The sequence below is a fragment of the Sphaerisporangium viridialbum genome, assembly GCF_049674955.1.
GTDB classification, from domain to species: Bacteria; Actinomycetota; Actinomycetes; order Streptosporangiales; family Streptosporangiaceae; genus Sphaerisporangium; species Sphaerisporangium viridialbum.
On the sequence record NZ_CP187232.1, the window covers coordinates 9016975 to 9040771 of the forward strand.

Sequence of the window (23797 nt, forward strand, 5' to 3'; positions counted from 1 at the left end):
ATCAAACAACCGCAGGATCACCTGGCCACAACCAGCGGTTGTATCAATAGGGTGTCGGCATGGACCTCGACACCGTCCGGACCTTCGTCGCCGCCGCCGACGCGGGGCAGTTCCAGGAGGCCGCCGCCGAGCTGGCGGTCACCCAGCAGGCCGTCTCCAAGCGCATCGCCGCGCTGGAGCGCAACCTCGGCGTGCGGCTGTTCACCCGCACCGCGCGCGGCGTCGAGCTCACCATCGATGGGCAGGCGTTCCTGCCCCACGCCCGCGAACTGCTCCGGGTCGCTGAGCGCGCGGTCGCGTCCGTCCGCACCGGCAGCCGTCCGCTGCGCGTCGACGTGATCGCCTCGCGCAGCGCGCAGTCGGGCCTGATGCGCGGCTTCCACCGCGCGCACCCCGAGATCGAGCTCGACGTGGTGATGCTGTTCGACATCGAGGCGGCCGTCGCCGCCATCCGGTCCGGTGCGATCGACGTGTCCTTCCGCGCCGTCGGCATGCCCGGCCGGCCCCTTCCCGAGGACATCGAGTCCGTCCGGGTGCTCGACGAGGCGCTCCAGCTCCTCACCGGGCCCGCCCACGCGCTGGCGTCCGCCCGGTCGGTGACGCTGACCCAGCTCGCCGGGCACCGGATCTGGATGCCCGGCATCGTCCCCGGTACCGAGTGGGCCACCTACTACGACGACCTCGTCGCCGAGTTCGGCCTCACCATCGAGGCGACCGGCCCCAACTTCGGCTCCGACGCGCTCCTCGACACCATCGCCGACACCCCGGCCCTGGCCACCTTCATGGGCGAGCAGACCCGCCTGGTCTGGCCCGCCGACCACGGCCTGCGCCGCATCCCGGTGACCGACCCGACGCCCGTCTACCCGCACTCGCTCCTGTGGCACCGCGACAACCCCCACCCGGCGCTGGCCACCCTCCGCGCCCACCTCGCCGCCGCAGCGGCCGGCCACGACGCCGCCGGGACCTGGGCGCCGGGCTGGGTGATTCCGCGCTGAACGCCGCCGCGTCTGCGATCATCGTGGCCCGCCTCCAGGCAGCCCAATTCCCGGGTGGGCAACACCCGGACCACCACCCAACCGCTGCACGGGCGGGCCGAACCCACCTCACCCAATCCCTCCAGGTACCCGATGAGACACGAGCGTCGTAGATTGCTGGGTGTGAGTTTGTCGCTGATCGAAGAGGGTGCCAAGAAGTCGAGCGTCCTGTGGGTCTCGCTGTCCGGGCGTGATCGGCTGGCGTGGCACACCTGGCACGACGGTGCGATCTACATCGTCACCGGCGGCGGGGAGCAGTCGCTTCCCGGCCTGGTCGAGGCCTCACGCGTCCGGGTGACCCTGCGCAGCAAGGACAACGGCGCCGAGCTGGTCTCGTTCGACGCCCGCGTGCACCTGGTCGATCAGGCGTTCTTGTCTGAGTCCGAAGCCGGGGCCGTGGCTGCCCTGGCCAAGGAGCGGCTCAATGCGGTCGACGCGGCGGGGCTCCCGGCCCGCTGGGCCTCCGCCTCCTCGATCGTACGGCTGACGCCCGAAGTGGCCGGCTGAGCCGACGCTCCGGCGGACCCGATCTCCTCCACCGTGCGGCCGACGCCCGAAGTGGCCGTCTGAGCCAGTAGGGCACCGCCCAGCACGATGGCGCCGCCCGCGATCTGGGCCGTGCCGAGGTGCTCGCCGAGCAGGACCCACGCGATCACCGCGCCTGTGACGACCTCCAGGGACGCCACGGTGGCCCCGACCGCCGCCGACAGCCGCCGGACCGCGATGACTCCAGTGATGTAGGCCAGCACGGTGGCGACGGCGATGAGCCACAGGGCGGCGGCGATCACGGGCAGGGTGTGGCCGCCGAGCGTCACGCTCGTCCCGAAGGCCCCCCAGGGGATGTCCCAGGCCTGGGAGATCGGCGCGAGGACCACGGCGGCGCCCGCGAGCCCCCAGGCGATGAGGCCGAGCGGGTCGATGTCACCGCCGAAGCCGTCGCTCATGAGGAAGTAGCCCGCGCAGCAGGCGGCGGCGACGAGGCCGAGGAGCAGCCCTATGCCGTCCAGGCTCATCCCGTGCCAGACCTCGACGACGACGGCGAGCCCGACGAGCACGATCACCGCGCCCGCGTACGCCGAGCGCGGCAGCCGTACGTGCCTGACGAACCGCACCCAGAACACGACGAGCACCGGCGAGGTGTACTCGAGCAGGAGCACCACGCCGACCGGGAGCCGGGTGATGGCCAGGAAGAACAGCGCCTGGACCCCCGCCACGGCGATCAGCGCGTACGCGGCGAAGAACCCTCGCCTGCCCGGCGGGATGCGCAGGGCCTTCGGCCGGAACGCGGCGAGGATCACGATGAGCAGCAGGGCCGCGCCCGCCATCCTCACCCATACCGCCTGCAGAGGGCTCAGACCGCCCGCGCCGACGAATTTCGCCATGGATCCGGAGAAACCAAAGCACCAGGCCGATACGACGGCCACCGCCAGCGCCGCGCCCCTCATCCGCCACCATCCCCGTAATGACCGTTAGATGGTTTTGATGCTGTCATACGGAGAATGGTGAGATCAAGGAGCGACCGTACGTTGAGACGGCTTTTAAGGGAGGCCGACACGGCGCACCCACTATGACCTCGTACGCTGCGATAGTGAGGATCTTTGTCGCTCGGCTGGCCGGAACCCCGGTCTTCGACCCCGCCGGCGACCAGATCGGGCGGATCCGGGACGTCGTGGTCGCCATACGCGCCCACGATCCGCCCCGCGTGCACGGGCTGGTCGTCGAGGTCCAGCCGCGACGGCGCGTGTTCCTCCCCATCACCCGGTTGCAGAACATCGAGGCCGACGCCGTCGTCTTCACGGGCAGCATCAACCTGCGGCGCTTCGAGAAGCACTCGACCGAGTCCCTGGCCATCGGAGAGCTGCTCGACCTGAGCGTTGAGGTCGGCGGCGAGAAGGTCACCGTGCTCGACCTCGCCATGGAGCGCAGCAGGAGCGGCGAGTGGCTGATCACCAAGGTCGCGGTGATGCGCGGCGGCGCCGCGCGGGGGCTCCGGCGCAGACGCGGTGAGACGCTGGTCGTGGACTGGTCGGACGTCACCGGGTTCGGCGCCGTGCAGAAGGACCAGGGGGCCGCGAACCTCCTGGCCGCCTTCGAGGAGACCCGTCCGGCCGACCTGGCCAACGCCCTGCGCCACCTGCCTGACAAGCGGCGGGCGGAGGTGGCCGCCGCGCTGGACGACGACCGGCTCGCCGACGTGCTGGAGGAGCTGCCGGAACGCGACCAGATCGGCATCCTGAGCCGCCTGGACGCTGAGCGCGCCGCCGACGTGCTCGCGGCCATGGATCCCGACGACGCCGCCGACCTGCTTCAGGACCTGCCGCCCGGGCAGGCCGAGGCGCTGCTGGCGCGCATGGAGCCCCGCGAGGCCGCGCCCGTCCGGCGCCTGCTCAGGTACGCGGAGAACACCGCGGGCGGCATGATGACCAGCGAGCCGGTCGTGCTGCCGCCCCACGCGACGATCGCCGAGGCCCTCGCCGAGATCCGCCGCCAGGACATCACCCCGGCGGTCGCCGCGCAGGTGTACGTCACCCGGCCCCCGGTGGCGACGCCCACCGGGAAGTACCTGGGCGTGGCCCACTTCCAGCGGTTGCTGCGCGAGCCGCCCTCCACCCTGGTGGGCGGGGCGATCGACAGCAGCATCGACCCGATCCGCCCTGGCCTGTCCCTTCACGGGGTCACGTCGTACCTCGCCACCTACAACCTGGTGGCGGCCCCGGTGGTGGACGAGCTCGGACGGCTCGTCGGGGCGGTCACGGTGGACGACGTGCTCGACCACCTGCTGCCCGCCGACTGGCGCGAGCGGGACGAGCAGGCGCCCGGCGCCAACGGGCGGGACGACGGTACGCCCGAGGTGACCGGTGGCGGTTAACCGGCTCGACCAGCCCCGGGAGCTCCGCCGGATCGTCCGCCCGCACTACGACCCAGAAGCGTTCGGACGCCTGTCCGAACAGATCGCGCGCTTCCTGGGCACGGCGCGCTTCCTGGTGTACATGACCGGGTTCATCGCGGTCTGGGTGACCTGGAACGCGCTGGCGCCCAGGAGCCTGGCCTGGGACCCGTACCCGTTCATCTTCCTCACGCTGATCCTGTCCCTCCAGGCCTCGTACGCCGCTCCGCTGATCCTGCTCGCGCAGAACCGCCAGGCCGACCGCGACCGCGTGCAGAGCGAGCAGGACAGGATGACCACCGAGCGCAACCAGACCGAGGTCGAGTACCTCACGCGGGAGATCGCCGGGCTGCGCCTCTCTCTCGGCGACCTGGCCACCCGCGACTACATCAGGGGCGAGCTGGAGCGCCTGCTGGACGAGATCCGCGAGCCGCCCGCCCGGACGGACGGCTCAACCCGGGACGGAGCCCCCAAAGGCCCACAGTGAGCGCGGAAGCGAAAGAGAATCAGAGGGAGACCTGCGGGAAGAGCTTGGTGAGCATGTCGGCGCACTGCCGCAGCTCCTCCTCGTCGAGCAGGTCGAGGAACTGCCCCCGGATGGCGCGAAGGTAGGTGGGGGTGGCCTCGGAGAGACGTTGGTCACCCGCTTTGGTCAGCACGGCGAACAGGCCCCTGGCGTCGCTCGCGCAGGCCTCGCGCTCGACCAGCCCGTCGCGCTGGAGGCGGTCGATGAGCCGCGTGAGCCCGCTGCGGGACAGCAGCACCCGCTCGGCCAGATCGTTCATGCGAAGCCGCCGGCCCGCGGTCTCGGAGAGCTGCAGCAGCACGTCGTAGGCGGCCGGCGCCAGATCGTGCCGGCTCAGCAGCTCACCCTCAAGGCTCCGGGTGATGTGAACCTGGGCCCGCTGGACCATGCGCCAGACGATGAGCTGCTGCGGAGTGATCTCCGCCGTCCTGGACGTCACGCGGTCATCCTAGAAGGTTGCATAAACACATACACCTCCCTGTTGGAGTCTCTTGGCCCCTACCGGAGGGTCCGGAGTTCGTCGGATCGGTCCTGGGTTCGTAGCATGGATCCATGGCACCAACCCCAGAATTGGTGACGGCCGCGTTGGCGACGGTCAACGACCCGGAGATCCGCCGGCCGATCACCGACCTTGACATGGTCAAGAGCGTCGATATCTCCCCCGATGGGGTGGTGCGAGTCGGGGTCTATCTGACCGTCGCGGGCTGCCCCATGCGTGACACCATCACCCGCGAGGTGACCGCCGCCGTCTCCAAGGTCGACGGCGTCACCGCCGTCCACGTCGACCTCGACGTCATGAGCACCGAGCAGCGCAAGACCCTGCAGACCAAGCTGCGCGGCAACCGCGGGCCCGAGAAGGAGATCCCGTTCGCCAAGCCGGGCTCGCTGACCCGCGTCTTCGCGGTCGCCAGCGGCAAGGGCGGGGTCGGCAAGTCGTCGGTCACCGTGAACCTCGCGGCGTCGATGGCGGCGGCGGGTCTCAAGGTCGGCGTCCTGGACGCCGACATCTACGGCCACTCCATCCCCCGCATGCTGGGGGTGAGCGAGCGTCCGACCAAGGTCGAAGACATGATCATGCCGCCGGTGGCGCATGACATCAAGGTGATCTCGGTCGGCATGTTCAAGCCGCCGGGCAACGACCCGGTGGTGTGGCGCGGGCCGATGCTCGACCGGGCGCTGCACCAGTTCCTCGCCGACGTCTACTGGGGGGACCTCGACGTCCTCCTGATGGACCTGCCCCCGGGCACCGGCGACATCGCGATCTCGGTGGCGCAGCGCATGCCGGGCGCGGAGATCCTGGTCGTGACCACCCCGCAGCAGGCCGCCGCTGAGGTCGCCGAGCGGGCGGGCTCCATCGCCACGCAGACCCACCAGCAGATCGCCGGTGTCATCGAGAACATGGCGTGGCTGCCCTGTCCGCACTGCGACGAGCGCATCGCGGTCTTCGGGGAGGGCGGTGGCCAGAGCGTCGCCGACGGGCTGACCCGCACCCTCGGGTCCCGGGTGCCGCTGCTCGGCCAGGTGCCGATCGACCTGCGCCTGCGCGAGGGCGGCGACAACGGCAAGCCGCTCGTGCTCACCGACCCCGACTCGCCCGCCGCGACCGAGCTCAGGAGGATCGCCGAGGGCCTGAGCAAGAAGTCGGGCAGCATCAAGGGCCTCCAGCTCGGGCTGTCCCCGTCCGGCCGCTGAGCCTCGCCACGACACGAAAGAGGGGCCATCCCGGTGACGGGATGGCCCCTCTTCGCATGTCGTGCCCTGAGGGTCAGGTGGCCTCGGAGTCGTACGGCGGGATCTCGCCGTACCCCAGCTCGCCGACGCCCGCGGTGGCGTAGGAGTCGGCGGGATCGGAGTAGGACGGGCTGTGCTCGGTGGCGGGCCGGTTCCAGTCGTCCTCGAGATCCTGCAGGAGGTGCTTCCTGACGAAGTTCTTCGGGTGCAGGTCGGTGGGGTCGAAGTTCGCGAACTCGGGGCCGAGGTTGTCCTGCAGGTCGGTCTTCGCGTTGTTGGCCATCTGCCGGACCTGGCGCAACATGCGTCCCGCCTGGGAAGCCGCCTGCGGGAGCTTGTCGGGCCCGAAGACGAGCAGGGCGATGACCACTAGTGCCAAGACCTCAGGCCAGCCGAGTCCGAACACGGTGATCTCCTACGCTCTCCTACGCCGATGCCTGCTGTTGACCGGGACCGTCCAACAGCGACCTGGCTACGTCCAGACTAGTACCCCGGTCCGGCAATGGGCACCAAACAGGACACCTGATCACGACGGCTGCGGCGTGGGGACCGGAACCGCGTCGATGATTACGGTGGCGGTGTTGTCCTGTCCACCACGCTGGTACTTGACGGTCACCTTGTCGCCGGGCGCCTTGCTCCTGATCGTGACGATCAGCTCGGACGGCTGGGTCATGGGGGTGCCGTCGATCTCCAGGATGATGTCGCCCGCCTTGAGCCCCGCCTTGTCGGCCGGGCCTCCGGGGATCACCGGCTCCTGCCCCTGCTGCGTGGCGGTGGCGATGCGGACGCCGTCACCCTGGTAGTTCTCGTCGAGCTGGACGCCGATGCGGGACTTCTTGGCCGTGCCCGTGGTGACCAGCTCTTCGGCGACACGCCGCACGTGGTTGACCGGGATGGAGAAGCCCAGCCCGATGCTGCCGCTCTGGGCGCCGAACGAGCTGTTGCCGAGCGTCGCGATGGCGGAGTTGACGCCGATCACCTCGCCGGCGGCGTTCACCAGCGGGCCGCCGGAGTTGCCGGGGTTGATCGCCGCGTCGGTCTGGATGGCGTTGATGAACGACGACTCGGACCCGCTCTCGCCGCCCGCGGTCACGGGACGGTTCAGCGAGCTGACGATGCCCGTCGTCACGGTGCCGGTGAGCCCGAGCGGCGAGCCGATCGCGATCACGGGGTCGCCCACGACCACCCGGTCGGAGTTGCCCAGGGTGATCTCGGGGGCGCCGAAGGTCTGGTCGGGCTTGACGACCGCGATGTCGGAGCTCGGGTCGCGCCCGACGATCTTGCCGGTGGTGGACTTCTTGGTGCTGAACGTCACCTTGATGTTGCCGGTCAGCGCCGCCGCGGCCACCACGTGGTTGTTCGTGACGATGTAGCCGCCCTTGATCAGGAAGCCGGAGCCGGTGCCCGCCTCGCTGTTGCCCTTCACGTCGAGCGAGACCACGCTCGGCAGGACCTTCGAGGCGACGCCCGCCACCGAGTCGGGCGCGCGGTTGACGATCGCGCCGGTCGGCGTGCCGAGGCTGTAGGAGGGGTCGGTTCCTGAGCCGCTGCGGGTGAGCAGGTAGGTGCCGACGCTTCCGGCCGTCGAGGCCACCAGGGCGATCACGACGGCGAGCACCGCGAGGACGCCGGTCTTCGGCGCACGTGCTCCGGCCGGCTCCGCGCGGGGAGCACCGGGCGGCGGGGCCCAGCCCGGGCCCATGCCGAAGGGGTTGACCGGAGGAGGCGGCGGGGTCGGCCCGTAGGGGCCGCCGGGCGAGGGCGGGAGCGGCCCGCCGGACGGGTTGCCCCAGCCGGACGCCCCCTCGTCGCCACCGTGGCGCGGCGCGTCGGCCGCGAACGGAATGGGCCCGGTGCCGTCGCCGCCGAAGGGGTCGCGCCCCGCGTCGGCGGGTGCGAACGGATCGCGGCCCGCCGGTGTGAAGGGATCGTGCCCTCCGCCACTGGCCGCGAAGGGGTTGGGCCCGGTGAACGCGTCGGGACCGCTCGCGGGCCACCCCTCGGAGGCGGGCAGGAACTCGGGTCTCACGCGCATCCCGCTGGAGCCTGGGGCCCCCGACGCCGAGCCTTCCCGGGAATGCTGGGAGGGAGTGGCCACGTCCCCTGAATCGAAGGTACGTGTCTCGTCGGTCATCGAACGCTCACTCCCGAGGCCAGTCAACGTGGGCTACGCCAGATTCTCGCTCGGACCCCATACGAGCGCCGTAAGCCCGCACAGGGTCCATCCGATCGTATGCCCGCATCGGCGCGAACGGCACGGACGGGTGAAGTGACGCCCCGTGTCCCGTTCAGGGTGGCCGAACAGCTCAGGGTTGCCGGGAAGTCGTGCCCGCGCGCCCCGGCAGGACCTGGCCGGCCGGAGTGGTGGCGCGGTGCTGGTTGGCGAACATCTCGACCGGCGGGGCCGACGGCCTGCTGTCGGCGCCTCCGACCATGAACAGCGTGCCGAGCGCGACGGCGGCCGACGCGACGCCGACCGCCACATAACCCGCCCGGCGGTTGCCCCCCGAACGTCCCGGCCCCGCGAACCCGCCGGTGCGCCGCGGCCTGTTGTCGATCGGAGCGCTGGTCAGAGAGTAGGTCGGGTTCGGAAACGGGCGCACCCGCGGCGGGAGCGGCCCGCCGGGCTCGGACATGCGCAGAAGGGACATCGTGAGGTCCGCCGGAACGGCGGGCGGGTCGAGTGATCGAAGACGGCTCTTGAGCGCCCGGATCGCATCGAGCTCGGCGCGGCAGTCCGCGCAGAACGTCAGATGCGCCAGAGCGCGTTCTCGCTCGGCGTGACCAAGCTCACCGTCAATGAGCGCGGAAGCGCGCTCTCCGAGATGGCTCATGCTCCCTCCCTGCTAACGGTCGGGGGGAGTTCGTCGCGACGGGGTGCCCGGTGCTCGAGTGCCTCCCGCAACTGGCTGCGACCGCGATGGATTCGGCTGCGAACGGTGCCCAGCTTGACGCCGAGCGTCGCCGCGATCTCCTCGTAGGACAGGCCCTCGATGTCGCACAGCACCACGGCCGCGCGGAACTCGGGCTGGAGCGCGTCCAGAGCCGCCTGGATGTCGGGCTCCAGCTGGGAGTCGTCGAACACCTGGGCGGGTGAGGGCTCACGCCCGCGCAGACGCTCGGCGGCGTCGTCGCCGAGCCCCTCGAACCGGATGCGCTGCCTGCGCCGCGCCATGTCCAGGAAGAGGTTCGTGGTGATGCGGTGAAGCCAGCCCTCGAAGGTTCCAGGGGTGTAGCTGGACAGCGAGCGGAACACCCGGACGAAGACCTCCTGCGTGAGGTCCTCGGCGTCGTGGATGTTGCCGGTCAGCCTGTAGGCCAGCCGGTAGACGCGCGCCGAATGGTCGCGGACGACCTCCTCCCATGTCGGAGGTGTCCAGCCTCCATCGGGCAGCCGGGGGTCTCCCCCCGGGAACGCGCTATCGGGAGTATCAGCCTGGTGGTAGTCGTCCACCAGCACTCCTCTCTCCGGGACCACCGCTACAGCCATAGTGCCTGCTTTCGTCCCTTCCTGCGTACCCACGAGCCAACGAGGCCGGACTGTGTTCTTTGCCGCCCGTGAACAAAGGTCGTTCAAAGCGTGCAACGTACCCGTTGTGGCGTGAGTTCCCGTTCGGCCCCGACTCCCCTAGGCTGCGACCAATACGTGCGTACGGCGAAGGCGGGGAGGAGAGGCCGATGGCCCCGACGCCGACAAATCCGGTGGAGGCCACGCTGGCCTACGCGGAGGAGTTCCATCCCGAAGACGAGGTGCTGCTCGCCGCGAGGCGGCGTGGCATCGAGGTGGGAGCCGTTCCCATCCTGCCCGGCGGCGGCGCGGCGCTGTGCTTCATGGCGACGGCGATCAGCGCGAGGTCCGTGGTCGAGGTCGGCACCGGATGCGGTGTCTCGGGACTGTGGCTGCTGCGCGGCATGCGGCCGGACGGCACGCTGACCAGCGTCGACGTCGAGCCCGAGCACCAGCGGCTGGCCCGCCAGGCCTTCGCGGAGGCGGGGTTCTCCGGCAGCAAGATCCGCCTGATCGGCGGGCGCGCGCTGGACGTGCTCCCCCGGCTCGCCGACGGCGGGTACGACCTGGTGTTCTGCGACGCCGCCAAGCTGGAGTACGGCGACTACCTGGCCGAGGCGGTGCGCCTGCTGCGCCTCGGTGGCATCGTCGCCTTCGACAACGCGCTGTGGCACAACCGGGTGGCCGACCCGGCGCAGCGCGATCCGGAGACCGTCGCGATCCGCGAGCTCGGCAAGCTCATCAAGGCCGACGAGCGGCTGCGGGCCTTGATGATGCCCCTGGGCGACGGCCTCCTCGCCGCAATCAAGATCGCGAACTAGGGGCCGCGAGCCACTCCAGCAGCAGGCGGGTGCCGAACCCGGTGGCGCCCTTGGTCAGGATGCCGTCGTCGGTGGTGCTGCGGGACACTCCCGCGATGTCGAGGTGGGCCCAGCGCCGCCCGCCGGCGAACTCCCGCAGGAACAGGGCCGCGGTGACGGCGCCCGCGCCGTAGGTGCCCTCGGCGTCGACGTTGGACAGGTCGGCCACCTGGGAGTCGAGCGCCGGCCGGTAGTCCTCGATCAGTGGCATGCGCCACAGGGGGTCGCCGGAGGCCGTGCCCGCCTCGATCAGCTCCTTGGCCAGGTCGTCGCTGGTGGAGAAGACCGCCCCGATGTCGCGCCCGAGGGCGATGCCGATGGCCCCGGTGAGCGTGGCGAGGTCGACCACGGTGTCCGGGTCGAGGACGTCGTCCGCGTACGCCAGCGCGTCGGCGAGCACCAGCCTGCCCTCGGCGTCGGTGTTGAGCACCTCGACGGTGCGGCCGCCGTAGTGCGTGATCACGTCGCCCGGCCGCTGGGCCGTGCCGGAGGGCATGTTCTCCGCGGCGGCGACCAGACCGGTCACGCGGGTGCGCACGCCCAGCTCGCGCAGCGCGCCAAGGACGGCGATCACCACCGCGCCGCCCGCCATGTCGGTCTTCATGAACTTCATGCCGTCCGTGGGCTTGAGCGACAGGCCGCCGCTGTCGAACGTGATGCCCTTGCCCACCAGCACGATGTGGGTGCCGTCGGCGTCCTCCGGCTCGTACGAGAGCTGGATGAGGCGGGGCGGGCTCGCCGACCCCTGCCCGACCGCGATGAGGCCCCCGAAGCCGCTCGCGGCGAGCTCGTCGGACGCCCAGACCTTGGAGGTCAGGCCCGAGCGCTCGGCGACCTCGACGGCCCTGTCGGCCAGCCAGGCCGGGGTCTTCTCCGAGGACGGGATGTTGGACAGGTCGCGGGCCACGGCCGTGGCGCGGGCGATCACCTCGGCGCGGACGATGGCCGGCCGGGCCTCCTCCGGCCCCGAGAAGCGGATCTCCTCGACGGCGTTGGTGCGGGTGGCGCCGATCCTCATGGTGTAGGAGGCGAGAAGGGCGCCTTCGGCCAGGGCCGACCACCCTCGCTCTCCGGCGTCGCGCGGGAGGGTGATGTCGATCGAGCGCCGTCCCTTGGCGCGCCGCGCGACGGCGGCGCCCGCCTTCCGCAACGCGCGGGGAGTGCCGTCGCCGATGCCGTAGAGCAGCACCCGCCGTACGGTCGCCCCGTGCGCCACGGGCACCTCCACGACCTCGCCCGGCTCGCCCTTGGACTCGTGGTGGGCCAGGAGCGCGGGAACCGGCACGGGAAGATGCACGTCCGCGGACAGGTCGCTACGGAAGGGGACGGCGAGCAGATCGGCGTCCTGCGCCGGGGGGTCGATGAATCGCAGCGCGGTCTCAATTGGCATGGTGGTCCTCCCCTGCCTGGATGTGCGACAGCCCCGGCATGGGGGCATGCGGCCCGGCCGCCGGGGCCGTCAAGTCGCCTGTGTCGGTGGGTTGTGTCAGGGGTATGTCAGCCGACGACGTTCTTCAGAGCGTCGCCAAGGGCTCTGGCCTCGTCTGGTGAGAGCTCGACGACGAGTCGACCGCCACCCTCGAGAGGGACCCGCATGACAATGCCCCGTCCTTCCTTGGTGACCTCCAGCGGACCGTCGCCGGTCCGCGGCTTCATCGCCGCCATGCGTGTATCCCTTCCTGCCTCGGCCTGCGCGATGCCGGTACGCGCCTGTCCGCGCCCGGCCGCCCGCCGCTTTCACGTCTTCTGTGACGTCCCATTATCCCGCCTCGCGAGCGCGCATGGGTAACGATCTCCTCCCAGAATGCGTTGTCCGGGGCCCTTGCGCCGATCAAACTGGTCTATGTGAACGCCCGCGCCGCGCTTTTCGACCTCTACGGAGACCACCTGCGCATCCGTGCCGGAAGAGCGTCCGTGGCCGCCCTGGTAAGGCTTCTCGCCCCTCTGGACATCGCCGCGCCCGCCGTCCGCACCGCGATCTCGCGCATGGTCCGGCAGGACTGGCTCGCGCCTGTGCGGCTCCCTCAGGGGCCCGGGTACGCGCTGACGCCCAAGAGCGTCCGGCGCCTCGACGAGACCGCCTTGCGCGTCTACCGCACCGGGTCGGCCCCGTGGCCGGGGCGCTGGCACGTGCTCGTCTTCCAGCCCGTACGCCGGCGGGGGACGCGCGAGCGGCTGCGCGCCGACCTGTCCTTCCTCGGCTACGCCCCCCTGTCGGAGACCACCTGGATCGGGCTGAGGCCCTCCCCCGAGCTGGACGCCCTGCTGGACGACCAGGGGGTGCCCGCCGACCGGTTCGAGAGCACCCTCGACGGCGACCCCCGCGAGCTGGTCGCCCGCGCGTGGGACCTTCGCGCCATAGCCCGGGCCTATGAGGAGTGGATGCACCAGGCCGCGGACCTCGTCGGCGCCCTGGCCCCCGACGCCCCCGGCGACCGGGTCTTCGCCGCCCGTAGCAGACTGGTCCACGGGTGGCGCAACTTCCTGTTCCGCGATCCGGGCCTTCCGCCCGAGCTCCTGCCCGCGGCCTGGCCCGGAGACCAGGCACGCGCCTATTTCGAGCACGAGGCCGCCCGGCTGCTGCCGGCGGCGGCCGCCTTCGTCGACCGTAACCTGGACAAGGGAGTCCACTGATGGATCAGCGACCTGACCTCACCGCCGCCGCGCCCGAGGGCGCCGTGGCGCCCTCCTCGCCGACCGCGGACGAGCACGGGCACGACCATGTCCTGTACTCCGTCGAGGACGGCGTCGCCACGATCACGCTGAACCGCCCGGACGCCATGAACGCGCTGACCATCCTGATGAAGGCCGCCCTGCTGAAGGCGCTGGAGCGGGCCCGCGACGACGCCGGCGCGCGGGCGGTGCTGCTGACGGGCGCAGGGCGCGGGTTCTGCGCGGGGCAGGACCTGCGGGAGCACGCGGACAACCTGGACGCCGGGGTGGGCCTCGACAACACCGTCCGCGCCCACTACAACCCGATCATCCTGACGATCACGGGGATGGGCAAGCCGGTGATCGCCGCCGTCAACGGCATCGCCGCCGGCGCGGGCGCCTCGCTGGCCTTCGCCTGCGACTTCCGGGTCGTGGCGGACGGCGCCAAGTTCGCCATGGCCTTCAGCGGTATCGGCCTCGCCCCCGACTCCGGTGCCTCCTGGACGCTCCCGAGGCTCGTCGGCCCGGCCAGGGCGCGCGAGCTGCTGGTGCTGGGCGAGCCCGTGGGGGCCGCGAGGGCGCTGGAGCTGGGCATGGTGACCTCAGTGGTCCCCGCTGGGGAGCTGACCGCCCGTGCGCGCGAGCTGGCCGTACGGCTGGCACAGGGCCCGACGGTGGCCTACGGGGCGATCAAGCAGGCGCTCGACTTCTCGGCCGCGCACTCCCTGGAGGACTCTCTGGAGGTCGAGGCCGACCTCCAGGACGCCTGCGCCAAGTCGGAGGACCACCACAACGCCACCAGGGCCTTCCTCGCCAAGGAGCGTCCCGTCTTCGAGGGCCGCTGACGGCCGTCAGGCGACGCGGTCGCGCACCCAGCACTCGGCCAGGTGGTCGTTGACCAGGCCGATCGCCTGCATCAGGGCGTAGGCCGTGGTCGGGCCGACGAAGCGGAAGCCGTGACGCTTCAGATCCTTGGCCAGGGCCTTGGAGGCCGCCGACGTCGCCGGAACGTCGGCGAGCGACTTCGGCACGGGCGCGGCCGGGTCGGCGTACCGCCACACCAGCTCGGAGACGCCTCCGGGCAGCTCGACCGCGGCACGGGCGTTGGCGATCGCCGCCTCGATCTTGGCCCGGTTGCGGATGATCCCGGCGTCGGCCAGCAGCCGCTCGACGTCGGACTCGCCGAACGCGGCGACGGCGGCGACCGAGAAGCCGGCGAAGGCCTCGCGGAAATTCTCACGCTTGCGCAGGATCGTCAGCCAGGACAGGCCCGACTGGAACGCCTCCAGGGTCAGCCGCTCGAACACCAGGTCGTCGCCGCGGACCGGCCGCCCCCACTCTTCGTCGTGGTAGCGGATGTAGTCGGGCGCGGTGGTCACCCAGCCGCATCGCACAAGCTCAGGGGTCACAGCTACCGAGGTTACAAGCCGGCGGGCGAAGCCCCGCACGCCGCGGGCGAGCGGGTCACCGGGTCAGCGGGCCTCTTCCGCCGGAGGACTCCGGGGAGGACTCCTTCGCCGGCTCGCCGGAGGCATCCTTGGAGGGCTCCTTCGAGGACTCTGAGGAGGGCTCTGAGGAGGGCTCTGAGGAGCTCTGCTTTGGGGTGTCCGCCTTCCCGGTGGAGCCGGTCTCGCGGGCCGCGTCCGACGAGCCGAGCGGGCCGGGGTCCTCGGCGGGCAGGCCGGGCAGGCCGGGGGCAGGGGTGATGGCGTCGAAGAGGTTCTGGTGCGTCCCGGCGGCCACCCCCTCGCCGAGCGGGTGCTCCGCCGTCGCGAAGGGCCCTGAGGCGAGCCCCTGCTCCGTCGCGGGCTCGGACGAGCCGGGCACCCAGGACGGCCGCGCGTACGACTCCTGGCGGGCCTGCAGGCGCCCCGCGAGCAGCTCGGCGACGCGCTGCTCCAGCACGGCGATGTGGGTGTCCCGCTCGCCGAGTGCCGTCGCGGCCCGCTGCAACGTCTCGTCGACGCTCTGGGTGTGGTAGCCCACGAGGCTCACCGGAAGCTGCAGCGCCATGAAGTCGACGGCCGTCAGCTGCCCGGGCTCGGGAAGGTCCAGCGGCGGCACGTCGGGGGCGAACTCCGTCAGCTCGCCACCGCGCCCCTGCGAGACCAGCACCACGCAGAACAGTACGGCGAGCGCGGCGACGGCGAGTAGGACCAGCACATACGAATCGTGCCACATCGGTGCCTTTGAGCGCGCCTAGTTGACCCGGCGCCTTGATCCGCACCGTGCCTGGGACCGACGTGACGACCCCGTGCCCGGCATGTGGCACGATCGGCGCATGACGCCCGTGCTCGTGACCGGCCCCGACCGGCCCCTCGACGCCTCCTGGGTCGAGGCGGGCTCGGCCGCCGAGGTCGAGTGGCACGCCCGCGCCGGCCGTACGGTCGTGGTGACCCTGTCGGGGGACGAGACCACGCAGCTCGCGACGGCGGCGGTGTTCGCCTGGCTCGGAGCCCGCGTGTTCCGCACCGACCACCAGGAGCAGGTGCGGCTCGCGATCGACATGACCGAGGCGCTGGCCGGCAGGAGGCCCCCCGCGCTAGCCCGCCGCGGCCTCGCCTAGCTCCTCGGCGTTGGGAGTCAGGAGGCGGCCCGGCCTCTCCAGGTGGTGCAGCGCCTCCTCGACCGTGGTGGTCCAGGAGATCGCGTCGAAGACGTCCGGACGGGTGAACCCCTGCTCGTACATGCCGTCGACGAGCCGGCGCAGCGGGGCGTACAGGCCCCAGGGGTCGAGGATGACCAGCGGCTTGTCGTGCAGGCCGAGCGTGCGCGAGGTCCAGATCTCGAAGAGCTCCTCCAGCGTGCCGATGCCGCCGGGCAGCACCAGGAACGCGTCGGACCTGGCGTCCATGATGCCCTTACGCTCACGCATGCCGTCCGTGATGATCAGCTCGTCCGAGTCGGTGTCGGCGATCTCCATGTCGACCAGCGCCTGAGGCATCACGCCGACCGTGCGCCCGCCCGCCGCCCGCGCGGCACGGGTCACCGCGCCCATGCAGGACACCACGGCGCCGCCGCTGACGAGCGTGTGCCCCCGCCGGCCCAGCTCCGTGCCGACCTCGGTGGCGAGGTCGAGGTACTTGCCGTCGATCTTCTGGCTGGAGGAACAGAACACGCAGATCGCCATATCCACGCCGGTAACCCTACACAGACCGTCCCGTCCGGAAAGGGGCGGCGACCGATCACACGTCCCCCGCTTCAGCCGCCGCGCAGTTCGCGGAGGAGGGCGGCGCCGCGATTCTCCAGGTGCCGCAGGCCGAGGCGCCGGTGCGTGTCCCGGTCCGCCTCCGCGTGGTAGAGAGCACCGGCGGTGTCGCCCATCGCGCGCTTCAGCCTGGCGACGACGTCGTGCAGGGCGCCCCACGAGACGCAGCCCGTGCCGAGCGTCACCAGCTCGCCGGCGATGGGCTCCAGCTCTGCCAGCAGGCAGTAGGGGTCGGGACGGCTGATCCTGGTGGCGACGAGGCCCCACTGCCAGGTCACGAACTGCCATGACCAGTCCCGCTCCGCCTTGACACCCCAGCGGTCGATCAGCCGGTGCGCCAGCGCCTCCTCCCCGGCCTCGACCGCGGCGAGCACGGCGGTCGGCCGCAGCAGCCGGTTGGAGTCGTCGGCGCCGGCGTCGACCAGTCCCCGCACGTGCGCGCCCTGCCGTCCCCGGCACCAGTCGGAGAAGAACGCGTAGATCAGCTTGAGGGGGTCGGCTCCCCACAGGCTGGTGCGGCGGTAGCTGCCGGTGCCCATCGCGGCCAGCCGGTCGGCCTCCGGCCAGTCGCCGCCGAGCATGGCCCGGCCGACCGCGGCGAAGGTCACCTGCGCCTCGATCTCGGGCATCCGGACCTCGGCGGTCATCCGCAGGCAGCGCGCCAGCTCGGCGTCGTAGTCGGCGAGCCGGCCCGCCCGCAGGAGCGCAGGCATCCGGTGCAGGCGGGCGATGATCTCGGTGACACGGGGCAGGCCCGGGAGCGTCAGGATCTCCTCTGCCGCCCGGTGGTGCTCCTCGTCGTGCTCGGGCGTCCACGCGGTGATGACGAAGTTGTTGAGCGTGCGTGCCAGCAGCCTCGGGTCGCCGATCCCGCGCGCCAGCTCGACGGCCTCCGCCGCGTGCCGCCGCCCCTCGTCGCGGCGTTCTCCGTAGTACAGCTCCACCCCGAGCGTGCCGAGCAGTTCGGCGCGCCGGGACGCGAGCCCGGGGGCCAGCCTGGCGAGCTGATCCTCCAGCACGCCCACCATGCCCTGGTCCACGACTCCGTAGGAACGCCAGTTCCACAGCGTGACCCCGCCGAACACCGTCGCGGCCTCGATCACGGCGGCGTCGTCGCCCAGGCGGGTGGCCAGCGTCACGGCCTCGTCCAGTGCGGCGCGGGCCCCGAGCACGTTCCCGGTCACCCGGCGCGCACGGCCGAGCTCGATCAGGAGCGTGCGGCGGGTCGAGACGGAGTCCGGCGCGGACGGGTCGAGCGAGGCGAGCGCCTGCTCCCAGAACATGACCGCCTCGTCGTAGGCGAGCCGGTCGGCGGCCTGCCTGGCCGCCTGGGCCGCGTACGACGTCGCCTTCTCCGAGTAGCCGACCCGCGCGGCCATCCCGAAGTGGTGGGCCAGCACCGGCAGCCGCGAGGCCATGTCCCCCCGGGCGAGGGTCTCGATCGCCTCGCCGACCCGGCCGTGGAGCTGCGCCCGCTGCAGCCGGCTCAGCCTGGCGTACAGCGCCTCCCTGACCAGGGCGTGCGAGAAGCGGTAGTCCCACCCGCCGTCGACCTCGATGAGGAGCCCGGTGGCGACCGCGGGCTCAAGCAGCATCATCAGCCGTGCGCCGCCGATGCCCGTGGCGGTCTCCAGCACGGCCGAGTCGACATCCCTGCCGATCACGGCGGCGGCCCGCAGCAGGGTCTGGGAGTCCTCGGGCAGGCGTGACACGCGCTGGGTGATGACGTCGCTGACGCCGTCGGGCACCGCGAGCGAGACCACGTCCTCCACGGCCACCTGGTCGAGAGAGTGGACGCTGGCCAGCAGGCGCAGCAGCTCGCCGAGGAAGAACGGGTTGCCGCCGGTGCGGTCGCGCAGGGCGTCCGCGAGTTCCGGGCTGGCGGCCGCCTGGTCGACGTCGTCCAGGTAGTCGGCGATCTGCTCGGAGGTGAGCGCGGTGACGCCCATCCTCTCGGTACCGCGCTGCCGGGTCAGCTCGCCGAGGGCGTCGGCCAGAGGCTCTGGGGCCCTGCCGGACTCCGGGCGCATGGTCACGAGCACGAGCAGCGGCATCCGGTGCAGATCCCCGCCGAGGAACGTCAGCAGTTTCAGGGACGCGGCGTCGGCCCAGTGGACGTCGTCCATGAGGATCAGCGCGGGCGTCGTGGCCGTCAGCAGCCCGAGCGTCTTGGCAACGGCGTCGTAGAGCAGGAACCGCGCCGTGTCCGGGTCGGCCGTGTCGGCCGCACGGTCGGCGCCCGACAGCGAGGCGACGACCTTCGACGGCTCACCGGAGCCCGTGCCGTCCAGCTCCTGGAGCGCGTGGAGCCACGGCCAGAACGCGGGGACGCCGCTGCCCTCGGCGCACCGGCTCCAGGCCACGGTGATGCCCCGCTCGGCGGCGAGCCCCGCGGCCGCCTCGGCCAGCCGGGTCTTGCCGATGCCCGACTCACCGCTGACCAGGAGCACCCCGCCGGTCCCGCGCCCGAGGTCGTCCAGCCGCTCCCTGATGCGGCGCAGATAGGGTTCGCGGCCGACGAGCCTCGGCGGGCGCCGGCCGCCCGCACCCGGCTCCGGTTCTCCGGCCGCGGGCGCCGGGGGCGTGGAGCCCTCCTCCTGCCCTGCCCCCTGGGTCCGGCCGGCAGGGGAAACGCGGACGGCGGACGCGCCGGCCGGGGCCGCCGCGGACGGCCAGGTGCCGGCGAGCGTCTCGTCCTGTTCGAGGATCGCCCGTTCGAGGCGGCGCAGCTCCGGGCTCGGGACCAGCCCGAGCTCCTCACCGAGCATGACGCGGCAGCGCTGGTAGCTGGCCAGCGCCTCGGCTTGCCGGTGCCCGACGTACAGGGCGCGCATGAGCAGCGCCCACAGTCCCTCCCGGTAGGGGTCGTGCTGCAGCAGGCGCTCGGCCTCGACCGCCGCCTCGGCGTGCCGTCCCATGGCCAGCCACGCCTCCGCCCGGACCGTCAGCGCCGACAGCCGGACCTCGGCGAGCCGGGCCGCGGTCGCCCGTGCGAAGGCGTCGTCGGGGAAGTCGGCGAGCGGCTCACCCCGCCAGGAGCTCAGTGCCGGGTCGAGGACGCGATCGACGTCCTCCGGCCTGCCCTCCGCGAGGGCGGCGTGCGCCGCCTCGGCGGCCCGGGTGAAGCGGTTGGCGTCGAGCCGGTCGGGGGCGATGTCGAGCAGGTAGCCCGGCTCCCGGGTGCGCAGGACGCGGGCGGGGGAACGGGGGCTGCGCCAGGGTTCGAGGACCCTGCGCAGTTGTGAGATGTACGCCTGGAGCGTGCCGGTGGCGCTGGATGGAAGCTCGTTCGTCCACAGCCGGTCGATGAGCTGGTCGAGGGGGACGACGTGCGGCGCGCTCAGCGTGAGCAGCGCCAGCACGGCACGCTGCTTGCGGGAACCGAGGTCGAGGACCGTTCCAGCGCCGTCCACGACCTCCAGCGGTCCGAGGATCCGGAAGTCCAGATCGTGCGCGGCGCCCGCGTCGTCCGGCACGCCGGTTCTGCTCACTCTGACGGCTCCGTCCATCTCGATCGCCGGGCTCAGGATGACGCCGAGGGCCGCCTCCATCACAGCTCGCGGATGAGCCAGGTGACCGCCAGGGGCCCGATGCCTGGCTCATCGTACTGATAAGGCGTACGTCCGTCGCCGGTGAAACCTGACGAGCGCAGCAGGGCCGGTAGGTCACCGGCTCCCGGCTCCGCGCGGTAGCTCACCTGCCGGACCCCGTCCGCGCGCAGTTCGGTCAGCAGTTCCCCGAGCAGCCGGCGCTCCAGCCCGAGCCCCTGGTACGGCCCGATCACGGTCAGTGCCCGCAGACGCGCCCGGTGGGCGGCCGGATCGGTCTCGACCAGGGCCGCGGCGAGCGGCGGCGCGGCGGCGGGACCGGCCAGATCCGACAGCACGTACACGCGGCAGCGGGCGGCCGATGCCTCGCGCAGGGCGGCGGTGAGGACGGGGGCGAGGATCTGCCCACCGGCCGTGCCCGTGTGCGCCGGCACCTCGCGCAGCAGCAGGGTACTGGGCGGCCGGAACTCGGATGGCGACGACATGCCCGAAGGATCTCGCCCGCGGCTAGGAGGGGTCTTGGGCGTCGCTAGTGTCCCGGCCCGCCGTCCACCGGCCGGGTCAGGGCCCGCACAAGTCGTCCGCCAGAGAAATCCAAACGCCGTGCGGGACAACTGGACCGTCAACCTCTCGTCATCAGGAGAAGATCATGAGTACCGCCCGCCCGTCAGCGGACCACCTCGGCATCGACCTGTCGGGGCTGCGCAGCCAGATCTCCGGCCCCGTACTGTTCCCCGGCGAGAACGGCTTCGAGGAGGAGGCTTCCGCCTTCAACCTCGCCGTCCGGCACCACCCCGCCCTCATCGTGGCCGCCACCTGTGAGGACGACGTCGCGGCGGCGGTCCGGTTCGCGGCCGACCGCGGGCTGCCCGTCGCCGTCCAGGCCACCGGCCACGGCGCCGTCCAGGCGGCCGACGGGGCGCTGCTGATCACCACGTCGAGGATGCGCGAGCTCGACGTCGACCCCTTGGCCCGCACCGCCCGGATCGGCGCCGGCTGCACCTGGACCGAGGTGGTCGCGGCGGCGGCGGCGTACGACCTCGCCCCGCTCTGCGGCTCGGCCACCTCCGTCGGCGTGGTCGGCTTCACCCTCGGCGGCGGCGTCGGCCCGATCGCCAGGACCTTCGGTTTCGCCGCCGACCACGTGCGGGAGATCACCGTGGTGACGGCGGACGGCATCGTGCGCACGGTCGACGCGGGGCGCGAGCCCGACCTGTTCTGGGCGCTGCGCGGCGGCAAGGGAAGCTTCGGCGTGGTGACCTCGATCACCGTCGACCTGTTCCCGGTGACCACCCTGTACGCCGGCGGGCTCTACTACGCCGCTGACGACGCGGCCCGGGTCCTGCACGCCTACCGGACCTGGACCGGCACGCTGCCGGAGGCCTCCACCACCTCGGTGGCGCTGCTCCGGCTGCCGCCGCTGCCCGAGCTGCCGCCGCAGCTGCGAGGACGGTTCGTCGTCCACCTGCGCTTCGCCCACCTCGGAGACGCCCAGGAGGCGAAGGGCTTGCTGGCCCCCATGCGCGCCGTGGCCGAGCCCGTGCTCGACACCATCGGGCACCTCCCCTACACCGCGATCGACTCCATCCACAACGACCCGGTCGCCCCGATGCCGGTCTGCGAGCGCGGCGCCTCGCTCCGCGAGCTGACCGAGGACACGGTGGAGGCGCTGCTGGCCGTCGCCGGCCCCTCGGCGGAGATCCCGCTGGCCGTCGTGGAACTGCGGCAGCTCGGCGGCGCGCTGGCCCGCGGGCCCAAGGAGCCGAACGCGGTCGGCGGGCGCGACGCCGCCTTCTCCCTGCTGGTCATCGGCGCACCGGTCCCCGAGCTGATGGAGACGGTCGTACCGGCGAGCGTCCAGGCGGTGATCGGCGCCCTCGCCCCTTGGTCGGCGGGCGGCGCGCTGATCAACTTCCAGGGCGGCGACCTCGCTCCGGAGCGGATCTCCCGGGCCTGGCCGGAGCCGGTGCTGCGCAAGCTGGTGGAGCTGAAGGGGTTGTACGACCCGGCGGGCCTCTTCCGCTTCGGCCACGTGGTGCCGCGCGGCTGAGCCTGATCTCGCGTATCCGGACGGCCCGTCACAGGGGCCGTACGGACGGCTCTGGCACGACGCGAGGGAGTGCGTCGATCTCTGCGGGTGTGGGGCGGGACCGGCCACACCTGCCGGGCAGTTGGCTCACAAGTCTCTGCAAGCCTCCTGCAAGTCACCTATTTCACTCTTTGGCAAAACGTGAGGGATCTTACAAACTCTCGTCACCTACGCGATCTTGGTAGGAAAGAGGACGAAGTGACCGTTGATGCGACACGCGTCGAATCGCGGACGGCAGTGTGGCAGGGGGAGACCGCAACGGCGACCGACAACTCCGGCCTGCCAGGTCGCGTCCACGAGGCGATAGCGCTCCAGAGTCAGCGTACTCCGGACCGCGTCGCCGTCGTGGCGGGCACCAGCCGCCTCACCTACGCCGATCTGGACCGCAGAGCCGACGACGTCGCAGGCGCCCTGGCCGCAAAGGGCGTCGGACGCGGCCACCTGGTCGGAGTCTGCCTGGATCGCGATGAGTGGCTGGTGCCCGCGCTGGTCGGGGTGTGGAAGGCGGGAGCGGCCTATGTGCCGCTGGACCCCGCCTACCCGGCCGAGCGGCTGCGGTTCATGGCCGAGGACTCCGCCTTCTCCACAGTGATCACCTCGGCCGCGCTGCGCCGGACCGCCGTCCTGACCGGGGCCGAGACCATCCTCGTCGACGACGTCGCGCCGGGCGACGGGGCGCCCCACGTGCCCGGAGATCCGAGCGACGCGGCGTACGTCATCTACACCTCCGGATCCACCGGAACGCCCAAGGGCGTGGTGGTGGAACACCGCAACACCCTGAACCTGCTGCGCTGGGAGGCGTCGGCGTACTCCGCCGAGGAGCTCGGCGGAATGCTGGCATCCTTCTCCGTCTGTTTCGACGGGTCGATCACCCAGCTCTTCGTGCCGCTGGTCGCCGGTGGGACGGTGATCCTCGCCGACAACCTGCTGGCGCTGCCGACGCTGCCCGCCAGAGAGGAGGTGACCACCATCAACGGGGTCCCCTCCGCGCTGTCGGTGTTACTGCGCGAGCCGGCGACCGTGGTGCTGCCCGACACGGCGCCGGAGCTGAAGGTGTCCGCCGCCCGCGCGCTGGGCGCCGAGGTGGTGATCACGCCGCCGGCCCTGCGGGAGATCACCTGCCTGGCCCTGGCCGACCGGCTCGGGGCCACCGTGGTCCGGTCCGACGATTTCGACATCATCGCCGGGCACGGCAGCGCCGGGACCGAGATCGGCCAGGGTCTGCCCCGCGTCGGCACGATCCTTGTGCCGGTCTGCAACGGCGGCCTGCTGGCCGGCGTCGCGGTCGCGGCCAAGGCCGTCGATCCGTCGATCAGGGTGATCGGCGTCGAGCCCGAGCTGGCAGCCGACGGCCGGGCCAGCTTCCGCTCCGGCCGGCGCACGGCGTGGCCGGTGGAGGAGACCTACCGCACCCGTGCCGACGGTCTGCGCGCCCCGGTCCTGGGCGCCCTGGCCTGGGAGCACATCCTCCGGTACGTGGACGACATGGTGACCGTGAGCGAGGACGGCATCGGGGCCGCCGTCGGACTTCTGCGGCGGGAGCTGGGGGAACACGCCGAGCCCAGCGGCGCGGTGGCCACCGCGGCGTATCTCGCCCACGGGCCCACGCTGCCGGCCGGGCCCGTGGTGGCCATCCTCTCCGGCGGCAACGCGGCGGTCTCTCCCGATGCCGGCGACATCAAGGAGCTCTCGCTCAGCCAGGGCTCGTCCACGTACTGACCCACCCGCCCGCCCGCCTCCAGGCGGGCGGGCGG

23 protein-coding genes and 1 pseudogene are annotated in these 23797 nt (G+C 72.1%); 11 read left to right on the forward strand and 13 right to left on the reverse strand.

All coding sequences use genetic code 11. The features are described from left to right. The first annotated feature begins 59 nt into the window (after positions 1–59). Entirely contained in the window at positions 60–995 is a 936-nt protein-coding gene (locus tag ACOZ38_RS40565; RefSeq protein ID WP_424536188.1) for a LysR family transcriptional regulator, read from the forward strand. Positions 996–1157: 162 nt separating this feature from the next. Then, positions 1158–1541 carry a hypothetical protein gene (locus ACOZ38_RS40570; RefSeq protein WP_424536189.1) on the forward strand — a complete coding sequence of 128 codons (384 nt, stop codon included), beginning with the start codon at positions 1158–1160 and terminating at the stop codon, positions 1539–1541. Between the two features lie 77 nt (positions 1542–1618). On the opposite strand, the pseudogene ACOZ38_RS40575 reads toward ACOZ38_RS40570, so the two are convergent. Further along, positions 1619–2479 (reverse strand): annotated as a pseudogene (locus ACOZ38_RS40575) (EamA family transporter); the annotation flags it as partial. A 122-nt stretch (positions 2480–2601) separates the two neighbouring features. On the opposite strand from ACOZ38_RS40575, the gene ACOZ38_RS40580 reads away from it, so the two are divergent. Both ACOZ38_RS40580 and ACOZ38_RS40585 read left to right on the forward strand, forming a co-directional pair. Next, positions 2602–3903 (forward strand): magnesium transporter MgtE N-terminal domain-containing protein, encoded by a 1302-nt coding sequence (locus ACOZ38_RS40580; RefSeq protein WP_424536190.1) that lies wholly within the window; start codon positions 2602–2604, stop codon positions 3901–3903. Further along, positions 3893–4408, forward strand: coding sequence for a DUF1003 domain-containing protein (locus tag ACOZ38_RS40585; RefSeq protein ID WP_424536191.1), 516 nt, complete (start codon positions 3893–3895; stop codon positions 4406–4408). Before ACOZ38_RS40580 ends, ACOZ38_RS40585 begins: the two co-directional genes overlap by 11 nt. A gap of 19 nt (positions 4409–4427) precedes the next feature. Here the strand turns inward: ACOZ38_RS40585 and ACOZ38_RS40590 are convergent, their stop codons facing one another. Then, positions 4428–4886 (reverse strand): MarR family winged helix-turn-helix transcriptional regulator, encoded by a 459-nt coding sequence (locus ACOZ38_RS40590; RefSeq protein WP_424536192.1) that lies wholly within the window; start codon positions 4884–4886, stop codon positions 4428–4430. 113 nt (positions 4887–4999) lie between these two features. Between ACOZ38_RS40590 and ACOZ38_RS40595 the strand changes: the two genes are divergently transcribed. Further along, positions 5000–6139, forward strand: coding sequence for an Mrp/NBP35 family ATP-binding protein (locus ACOZ38_RS40595; protein WP_424536193.1), 1140 nt, complete (start codon positions 5000–5002; stop codon positions 6137–6139). A 73-nt stretch (positions 6140–6212) separates the two neighbouring features. Here the strand turns inward: ACOZ38_RS40595 and ACOZ38_RS40600 are convergent, their stop codons facing one another. The 4 genes from ACOZ38_RS40600 to sigE form a co-directional block, all read right to left on the reverse strand. Next, positions 6213–6584 carry a sec-independent translocase gene (locus ACOZ38_RS40600; protein ID WP_405141594.1) on the reverse strand — a complete coding sequence of 124 codons (372 nt, stop codon included), beginning with the start codon at positions 6582–6584 and terminating at the stop codon, positions 6213–6215. A 120-nt stretch (positions 6585–6704) separates the two neighbouring features. Beyond that, positions 6705–8213: a S1C family serine protease gene (locus tag ACOZ38_RS40605; RefSeq protein ID WP_424536194.1), complete on the reverse strand. Its 1509-nt coding sequence runs from the start codon at positions 8211–8213 to the stop codon at positions 6705–6707. A 271-nt stretch (positions 8214–8484) separates the two neighbouring features. Then, positions 8485–9012, reverse strand: a complete 528-nt coding sequence (locus ACOZ38_RS40610) for an anti-sigma factor family protein (protein WP_424536195.1) — start codon at positions 9010–9012, stop codon at positions 8485–8487. Then, entirely contained in the window at positions 9009–9668 is a 660-nt protein-coding gene (gene sigE / locus ACOZ38_RS40615; protein ID WP_358550371.1) for an RNA polymerase sigma factor SigE, read from the reverse strand. The genes ACOZ38_RS40610 and sigE overlap by 4 nt, the downstream gene beginning before the upstream one ends. A 188-nt stretch (positions 9669–9856) precedes the next feature. Between sigE and ACOZ38_RS40620 the strand changes: the two genes are divergently transcribed. Further along, a complete protein-coding gene (locus ACOZ38_RS40620) occupies positions 9857–10507 on the forward strand; it encodes an O-methyltransferase (RefSeq protein ID WP_405141598.1) in 651 nt (216 codons plus the stop codon). On the opposite strand, the gene ACOZ38_RS40625 is transcribed toward ACOZ38_RS40620, so the two are convergent. Together ACOZ38_RS40625 and ACOZ38_RS40630 are read right to left on the reverse strand one after the other, a co-directional pair. Next, positions 10491–11936 carry a leucyl aminopeptidase gene (locus tag ACOZ38_RS40625; protein WP_424536196.1) on the reverse strand — a complete coding sequence of 482 codons (1446 nt, stop codon included), beginning with the start codon at positions 11934–11936 and terminating at the stop codon, positions 10491–10493. The genes ACOZ38_RS40620 and ACOZ38_RS40625 overlap by 17 nt on opposite strands. Positions 11937–12043: 107 nt before the next feature. Further along, positions 12044–12211: a DUF3117 domain-containing protein gene (locus ACOZ38_RS40630; RefSeq protein ID WP_114033903.1), complete on the reverse strand. Its 168-nt coding sequence runs from the start codon at positions 12209–12211 to the stop codon at positions 12044–12046. Positions 12212–12391: 180 nt separating this feature from the next. Here ACOZ38_RS40630 and ACOZ38_RS40635 point away from each other — a divergent pair, with 180 nt between their 5' ends. Further along, positions 12392–13180: a PaaX family transcriptional regulator C-terminal domain-containing protein gene (locus tag ACOZ38_RS40635; RefSeq protein ID WP_424536197.1), complete on the forward strand. Its 789-nt coding sequence runs from the start codon at positions 12392–12394 to the stop codon at positions 13178–13180. Continuing rightward, positions 13180–14043 (forward strand): enoyl-CoA hydratase-related protein, encoded by an 864-nt coding sequence (locus ACOZ38_RS40640; RefSeq protein WP_424536198.1) that lies wholly within the window; start codon positions 13180–13182, stop codon positions 14041–14043. The genes ACOZ38_RS40635 and ACOZ38_RS40640 overlap by 1 nt, the downstream gene beginning before the upstream one ends. 6 nt (positions 14044–14049) lie before the next feature. Here ACOZ38_RS40640 and ACOZ38_RS40645 read toward each other — a convergent pair whose 3' ends face one another. Together ACOZ38_RS40645 and ACOZ38_RS40650 are read right to left on the reverse strand one after the other, a co-directional pair. Then, positions 14050–14607, reverse strand: a complete 558-nt coding sequence (locus ACOZ38_RS40645; protein WP_424536199.1) for a DNA-3-methyladenine glycosylase I — start codon at positions 14605–14607, stop codon at positions 14050–14052. 55 nt (positions 14608–14662) lie between these two features. Further along, positions 14663–15361: a hypothetical protein gene (locus tag ACOZ38_RS40650; protein ID WP_424536200.1), complete on the reverse strand. Its 699-nt coding sequence runs from the start codon at positions 15359–15361 to the stop codon at positions 14663–14665. A 118-nt stretch (positions 15362–15479) separates the two neighbouring features. On the opposite strand from ACOZ38_RS40650, the gene ACOZ38_RS40655 reads away from it, so the two are divergent. Further along, a complete protein-coding gene (locus ACOZ38_RS40655; RefSeq protein WP_424536201.1) occupies positions 15480–15764 on the forward strand; it encodes a hypothetical protein in 285 nt (94 codons plus the stop codon). On the opposite strand, the gene ACOZ38_RS40660 is transcribed toward ACOZ38_RS40655, so the two are convergent. The 3 genes from ACOZ38_RS40660 to ACOZ38_RS40670 form a co-directional block, all read right to left on the reverse strand. Beyond that, entirely contained in the window at positions 15741–16328 is a 588-nt protein-coding gene (locus ACOZ38_RS40660; protein WP_424537179.1) for a TIGR00730 family Rossman fold protein, read from the reverse strand. The two genes, ACOZ38_RS40655 and ACOZ38_RS40660, sit on opposite strands and share 24 nt — an antisense overlap. Before the next feature lie 71 nt (positions 16329–16399). Beyond that, complete coding sequence (locus tag ACOZ38_RS40665) at positions 16400–19957, reverse strand: BTAD domain-containing putative transcriptional regulator (RefSeq protein ID WP_424537180.1); 3558 nt, start codon at positions 19955–19957, stop codon at positions 16400–16402. Next, complete coding sequence (locus ACOZ38_RS40670) at positions 19957–20439, reverse strand: hypothetical protein (protein ID WP_424536202.1); 483 nt, start codon at positions 20437–20439, stop codon at positions 19957–19959. The genes ACOZ38_RS40665 and ACOZ38_RS40670 overlap by 1 nt, the downstream gene beginning before the upstream one ends. Positions 20440–20603: 164 nt before the next feature. Here ACOZ38_RS40670 and ACOZ38_RS40675 point away from each other — a divergent pair, with 164 nt between their 5' ends. Both ACOZ38_RS40675 and ACOZ38_RS40680 read left to right on the forward strand, forming a co-directional pair. Beyond that, positions 20604–22004: an FAD-binding oxidoreductase gene (locus tag ACOZ38_RS40675; RefSeq protein ID WP_424536203.1), complete on the forward strand. Its 1401-nt coding sequence runs from the start codon at positions 20604–20606 to the stop codon at positions 22002–22004. Positions 22005–22241: 237 nt separating this feature from the next. Further along, the gene (locus tag ACOZ38_RS40680) at positions 22242–23762 is read left to right on the forward strand and encodes a pyridoxal-phosphate dependent enzyme (protein WP_424536204.1); all 1521 of its coding nucleotides are present in this window, start codon (positions 22242–22244) and stop codon (positions 23760–23762) included. Positions 23763–23797 lie beyond the last annotated feature (35 nt).